The following is a 6,941-nucleotide window of genomic DNA, read 5'->3' on the forward strand; positions in this document are numbered from 1 at the left end:
GTTGATTTTAACACAAAATATAATGAAACAGTGTCTCAACGGGCTGAATTAATCCGTTAGCAAATTTAGGATCATCAACGCCGATTTATGCAGTTTGGGATGATCAGAATTTAATTAATAATTTTGCGGGAGGAGTTGCGCCAACGAGTCGTTTATTAACTCAGGCTATTTTTGGAACAGAAGGAGAATTTGTCAATGATACGCCTTTGTTTGAAACGGCGTTAAATTCGTTTATTGAGTCTCAACCCTTACGGAATTTATTCTATGGAGAAACCGGAGATTCTCGCACCGCAAATCAACAAAAACTTTATCGTGCAATTCCTTATGGAAAAGATGCGGCGGCGTTTATTTTAGATGTTCGTTCGTTTAGAGATGAATCATTATTTCCGCTTCCTGATGTTCCCACAGAGGGACAAATTAATCAATTTATCGAGCAAACATTTACCCCAGATCGAACGTTATTGGGAGAAGCACAATTAGAAGAGTTGAAAAATGATTTGTTAGGTTCAGAGGCGGCGGGAATTACTTGGAAATTTGTTTTTTCTCCAGTTCCGATGCAGAATTTAGGCTTTTTCGAGGCGGAGGATCGGTGGGAAGGTTACGCAGATGAACGCAATGAGTTATTAAGGTTTATTGATGAAAATAATATTAATAATGTGGTGTTTGTTTCAGGACAAGCCAATGGTACAATTGTGAATAATCTAACTTATCAAACAGGTTTTGAACAGCCGCAAATTTCCACCAATGCCTTTGAAATTACCGTCGAACCGACTGCGGTACAGTTAGAGTTAGACAATGAACAGATAGCGGCGCCGTTTGGGGTGGCTACAGTAGCGTTAACACCGGATGATTTATTATCTCCTGAACTTAAAGATATTTATTCTGGTTTAGATCTTCGTTTTCAAAAAGATGAGTTTATTCAAGAGGTTTTAGATAATAGAATTGTTTCTTTTGGTTATGATCCGATTGGCTTAGAAGAGTCAGAAATTGATGCTGAATTAATTCAGGGAGGCTATGTAGCGGCTCATACATTTGGCTGGACTGAATTTGTCATTGATCCGCAAACTCAACAGTTACAAGTCACCGTTTATGGAATTGAACCCTATACTGAAGAGGAGGTTGAAACCATTCCGGCTGCAATTATTAATCGTCGCCCTGAAGTCGTCAGTCAATTTAGAGTTAATCCAATTTAAAATGAGTAAAATAGCAATTTTAATTAAAATTAAAACATTAATTGTGCGACTTTTAAATGAATTTAAAACTAATATATTTTACCGATATCTTATTGTAGTTTGCGTGAGGAAGAGGTAGATGTTCTCTCAAAGTCTCGCCTTAAAATTACATTGAGGATGATCACTTGAGGGGATCAATCTAATATAACACTCACGATTTCAACTTCAGGCTTGTTCACAGCAGGAACAAAAAGTAGTCGTTTCACAACTCTGTAAATGGGAACTATACCCCACGCGGTTACGTCCTTTTGATTTGGCTTTATACAAAGCACGATCCGCATCCATTAAAAGTTCTAAAGCCGAGAATTCATCATTGGGTTTCCGGCTGGCTACACCCAAACTCAGGGTTACAAATGAGCTAATTTTTGACTGTGCGTGAGGAATTTGGAGAGCCGCCACTTGCTGACGAATATGTTCTGCAATCTGCATGGCTTGTTGAGTATTTAACTGAGGAAGAATCACTGCAAATTCTTCACCTCCATAACGAGCCACAAGAAAGCTATTGGGATCGAGAATTTCTTGAACAGCTTTTTGAGTCGCGTCAGCAATTTGTTTTAAAGTGATATCTCCGGCAATATGACCATAAGTATCATTGTAAGGTTTGAAAAAATCAACATCACAGAGAATCACCGATAAGGGTTGTTGGCTACATTGTTCCCATTGTTCATAGAGATAAGCATAAAATTTACGACGGTTAGCGAGTCTAGTAAGTTCATCTAAATTTGCCAACTGTCTCAACTCTTGATTTTCAGATTGCAGTTGTTGTAACATTTGATTTTGATGCTGAATCACTTGATGTAAGCTCAAAATGGTTANGAGATAAGCATAAAATTTACGACGGTTAGCGAGTCTAGTAAGTTCATCTAAATTTGCCAACTGTCTCAACTCTTGATTTTCAGATTGCAGTTGTTGTAACATTTGATTTTGATGCTGAATCACTTGATGTAAGCTCAAAATGGTTAAATCTGTTTTAGAATTCCGGGTCAATCTTTTACGCATTGAGAACAAGATAGCTTTGAGGTTAAACATATCTGACATTTGCGATGCACTTGAACGACAAGACTTAGTATCAATGCAATTACAAAAATAAGAAGTGATGGTATTCTCGAAACCCTGTGAGAATTCAGAAGTATCCGCGTGAGGGGAAACCGTTTGAGTTGGTGACAACTTGGAAGTCATTGAGGTGATGAGCATCACATCGAATTTAGGAATTTTGGGGTTAGAGTAAGGTCAAGGGAAAAAACAGGTGGAAGTGACAGCCCCCTGTAAAAATGCCTATCCCATACACCACAGTCGATCCAGCCACACCCACGAAGATGCAGCTTCAAGTTCAAACCTTCACTGTGAACAAACGCTTTCCCTTGACGATCAGCCGGGGAACCACAACCCACTCTACGAATATTTGGCTGAAAGTCTCTCACGATGGGATCGAAGGCTGGGGAGAAGCATCGCCCTTCTCAACGGGGAGTCAGCCCCAAACCTCAGAAACGTTGGTAGCGGCGTTAGAGGAGATGATCCCGAAATTGGAAGCATTGACTCCCTTTGATCGACAACGGATCGAAGCAATTTTCAGGGACAGTCAACTTCCTTCATCGGCTTGGGCGGCGTTGGATATGGCGTTTCACGACTGGATGGGAAAAAAGCTGGGATTACCCTTGTGGCGGTTGTGGGGACTCGATCGCGATCACATTGTCCCAATTTCGGTAACAATTGGGATTAATACCCCAGAAGGTGCAAAAGCCAGAGTCAGAGATTGGTTAAATTATCTCGATGTACGGGTATTAAAGGTAAAATTGGGCAGCCCGCAAGGGATCGAAGCCGATCAAGAAATGTTGATGGCGGTGAAAACAGAAGCCCCTGCCGATGCGGTGTTGTTTGTTGATGCGAATGGCGGTTGGAATTTACCCGATGCAGTCAAAATGTGTCACTGGTTAGCGTCGGTCGGAGTAAAATATGTTGAACAACCGTTAGGGGTAGATGTTGCTTTAAAAGAACTTCCTCAACTTTATGACCAATCTCCAATACCCATTTTTGTGGATGAAAGTTGTTTTAAGAGTCGGGATATTCCTCTACTCGCTCCTTATATTCATGGTATTAATATTAAACTGATGAAATCTGGCGGTTTAACAGAAGCTTGGCGGATGATACATACTGCGAAAGCTTTTGGGTTACAGGTGATGTTTGGCTGTTATTCTGATAGTTGTTTGGCAAATACTGCCGCTTCTCATCTGGCACCGCTAGCTGATTATCTAGATTTAGACTCTCACTTGAATTTAATTGATGATCCCTTTACAGGTGCAACGGTGAAACAAGGCTGTTTAATTCCGAATGATTTACCAGGGTTAGGGGTTAGAAAATCCGTGAACAGTTAGGATAATTGATGAATCATCCCTACCCATGAAAAGATTACAGCTTAAGGGAAACGCGATCTATAGATCTTGTGTACAACGCCTCTCGTTCTACTGAGATATACAGTTGTTTTTATTGATGTGTTTATAGATCCCCAACCCCTTCATATCACACCTTTTGCTAAAATAGCAACAGTTTTGTAATAAAATTATATATAATAAGATGTCTTTCAGTCTATCAACTGATGGCGTGGAAAATCTCTACTGGCTTCACAAAATTCAAACCACAGACCGATCGGTTGTTGGGGATAGGGCTTTTTACTTGGGTCATTTAATCCAACGGGGTTATCCAGTCCTTCCTGGCTTTGTGGTGAGTGCGAAAATCTATGGTGAGTTTTTGGAAACGATAGACTGGCTAGAACCGCTCTTCGTTGATTTTCCGACTTCTTCATTACATATTGATGTCAACAATCCTCGACAATTGCAGGCGATCGCCCAACGGATTCGTCATCAAATCATCACATCAAAATTATCTTCTCAATTGAGATCGACATTGCAATCTGGCCTACAAACAATCAACGCTCAAGCGGTGATGTTTCATCCAGATTTAATATTGCCCTCAGTACCCACGAGTGGATTATTTGATCCAGTGATCAGTTGGACAACAATTGATGGGATTGAATTGGGGTTAAAACAAGCCTGGGCTGAATTATTTCGAGCAAGAAATTTATTATACTGGCAACGCAAGGGAGTCAAACTCGAACAACTCAAACCAACGGTTCTAGTACAATCAATCCCCCAGGCGATCGCTTCCGGTTCAATTCGCATCGATGCTGAATTTTGGGAAATTCGAGCCACTTGGGGTTTAGAATTGGCAATCTTATGGGGACAAACCCACCCCGATCATTATCAAATTCATCCGCAAACCCGAGAAGTCCAACAACAACGACTGGGTTACAAAACCATTACCTACCGTTTAAAATCATCCGAAACCCGAGAATTTAGCGATTTAGACAGTCAATGGACAGGGTTTGCTCAATCCTCCCTATCCCCCTTGAAAAGCCCTGTAGAGGCCAAATTGTTGAGTCCTGAAGAACATCAGGAACCCGTCCTCAAACCCGCTCAACTGCAATCCTTAATCGAGTTAATCGAACCGATCGCAACAGATCTCGGAACATCTGGGTTGATCGAGTGGACATTCTGTGAGTCCTGCGAATTTTACATCTCTCAAGTCTGCATTCTCGATAGTTGTTTAATCGCCCAAGATCAGCCCGTTGTTGACTCGGAGCCATCTTCTGCTGATCTCAAAGGAATAGCCGCTTCCGCAGGACAAAGGCTGGGGAAAGCCTATATTCCGACAGCTTCTGGAGTTCAAACCCATCTATTTCCAACGGGATCAATTTTAGTCGTTCCCACGATCACACCCGAGTTGCTTCCTCTGCTGAAACACGCTGGCGGTTTAGTCACAGAACAGGGCGGAATGACTGGACATGGTGCAATTTTAGCGCGAGAACTGGGAATTCCGGCTGTGATTGGTGTACCCAGTGCCACTGAGCAGATTAAAATGGGAGAATCTCTGCTCGTTGATGGCGATCGCGGAGAAGTTCATCGGATTCAAGACCCGAATATGACGACAGATCAGAACTCATCTATCTGGAAGACAAAACCCCATTTTTCTCAAGATATTTTACGGGTTCCGATTGCGACGCAATTAATGGTGAATCTGAGTCAATCCAGTTCTTTAGAGCGACTAAAAGATTTACCGATTGATGGGATAGGCTTAGTCCGTTCGGAACTAATGGCGTTAGATGTATTAGGCTCTGCGATCGCTTCTGTTGATTTTAGTCAATTCTTACAACCTCAGTATCAGTCCCAATTTATTGAGACAATGACTGAAGCACTCCAACGTTTAGCGGCGACGATCGCTCCCCATCCTCTATTTTACCGCGCTCTAGACTTGCGAGACTTTCATCAAGAAGTTAGACCTTTATGGGGAGCGGAGAATTCTGAACTCGCGGTTTTAACTCGTTCCTCTAACTGTGAACACCACAGTCCCAAACTCTATTCAACGTTATTTGAGTTAGAACTGGCTGTTTTATCTCAGCTCTACCAGTCTGGTTGTGATAATATTCGTCTGATTTTACCCTTTGTTCGTTCTGTTGAGGAGTTTTCGATTTACCGTCACTGTATTGAAAAAACCGGGTTAACCCATAATCCTCGGTTTCAAATTTGGATCATGGCGGAAGTTCCATCCGTAATCTTTTTACTGTCCGACTATATCAAAGCGGGAGTGCAAGGGATTTCCATTGGAACCAATGATTTATGTCAATTTATTCTCGGGATTGATCGCAATCAAACTCACCCGCCTGCTCATTTAAACGCACTTCATCCGGCGATGCTGAAAGCGATTCAACAATTAATTTCAACGGCAATAACAGCTAAAATTCCCTGTTCAATTTGTGGGGATGCTCCGGTTTTATATCCTGAACTGATTGAACATTTAATCCGATGGGGTGTCACCTCTATTTCGGTGAATCTTGATGCCGTCGAAAAAACCTATTTAGCGATCGCTCGGGCGGAACATTTACTGATGTTAGAACATTCTCGTTTCAACACCATAGAGTAGACAGAGAGGGGTTTTTACCTAACCCAACTCCCTGCTTGTCTGTCTTTTTATCTCTTAGTTTTCCACCCGAGAAATAACTTCTTCAGGCGATAAATTCCCAAAGATGACTGACATAATCCCCGGTAAATATTTATCCATGCTCGTCACATTCGAGTAGACTAAGTGCTTCACCAAGGTTGAGGAGAGGCGATCGCCTTCGACATCTAAACTGGTTTTATAGCGAATCTCTCCATCATAGAAATTCATTTCAAAGTTGCCGATGACAATCCCATAATTTATCATCGTCAGAAAGGTTGCTATGCTATAGCGTTTGTGGTCAGGGACTTTCACCGGAAAAACCGAATAGACACTCAGTTGTTTTTCTTCTTCACGGGCGATCATGTAGCAGTCAAATCTGCCATTTTTCCCTTCTATTCCTAATGCTAAAACCCGGCGATGTTCAATCTCTTTAAAGACCCAACCATCTTCATCAAAGAACTCGAGCAGGGTATCAAACAAAGGTTTGTCTGTCAACTCTTCCTTCGAGACTATTTCTGGATTTTGTTCTGAAGCAATCATAATTCTATCTATCTCCTAAAACCCTTCTTACTGTTGGTTTAAACAAGGAATTCAAATTTTTTTATTGTCCGGTGCTAGCATATCATCTTTCACCTTATTCGACTTCGGTTCAAGGTAGATCATATTACTCACTTCATAGTAAACTGGCCAATAAAAACCAACTTGACTGTAAGTGAG

The 6,941-nt window shown here is 41.5% G+C and carries 5 protein-coding genes; 3 read left to right on the forward strand and 2 right to left on the reverse strand.

Going from position 1 to position 6,941, the window contains the following annotated elements:
- Window positions 1-113: 113 nt before the first annotated feature.
- Window positions 114-1,193: an alkaline phosphatase D family protein gene (locus WN50_RS28665; RefSeq protein WP_235441171.1), complete on the forward strand. Its 1,080-nt coding sequence runs from the start codon at window positions 114-116 to the stop codon at window positions 1,191-1,193.
- A gap of 204 nt (window positions 1,194-1,397) precedes the next feature.
- Here WN50_RS28665 and WN50_RS37940 read toward each other — a convergent pair whose 3' ends face one another.
- Window positions 1,398-2,003: a GGDEF domain-containing protein gene (locus WN50_RS37940; RefSeq protein ID WP_425354850.1), complete on the reverse strand. Its 606-nt coding sequence runs from the start codon at window positions 2,001-2,003 to the stop codon at window positions 1,398-1,400.
- Between the two features lie 545 nt (window positions 2,004-2,548).
- On the opposite strand from WN50_RS37940, the gene WN50_RS28675 reads away from it, so the two are divergent.
- Complete coding sequence (locus tag WN50_RS28675; protein WP_046279009.1) at window positions 2,549-3,604, forward strand: dipeptide epimerase; 1,056 nt, start codon at window positions 2,549-2,551, stop codon at window positions 3,602-3,604.
- Between the two features lie 199 nt (window positions 3,605-3,803).
- On the forward strand, window positions 3,804-6,206 hold the full coding sequence (locus tag WN50_RS28680; RefSeq protein WP_049561067.1) for a putative PEP-binding protein: 2,403 nt from the start codon (window positions 3,804-3,806) through the stop codon (window positions 6,204-6,206).
- Between the two features lie 54 nt (window positions 6,207-6,260).
- On the opposite strand, the gene WN50_RS28685 is transcribed toward WN50_RS28680, so the two are convergent.
- Complete coding sequence (locus tag WN50_RS28685) at window positions 6,261-6,764, reverse strand: type III secretion system chaperone family protein (protein ID WP_046279010.1); 504 nt, start codon at window positions 6,762-6,764, stop codon at window positions 6,261-6,263.
- Between the last annotated feature and the right edge of the window lie 177 nt (window positions 6,765-6,941).

It is taken from the genome of Limnoraphis robusta CS-951 (genome assembly GCF_000972705.2).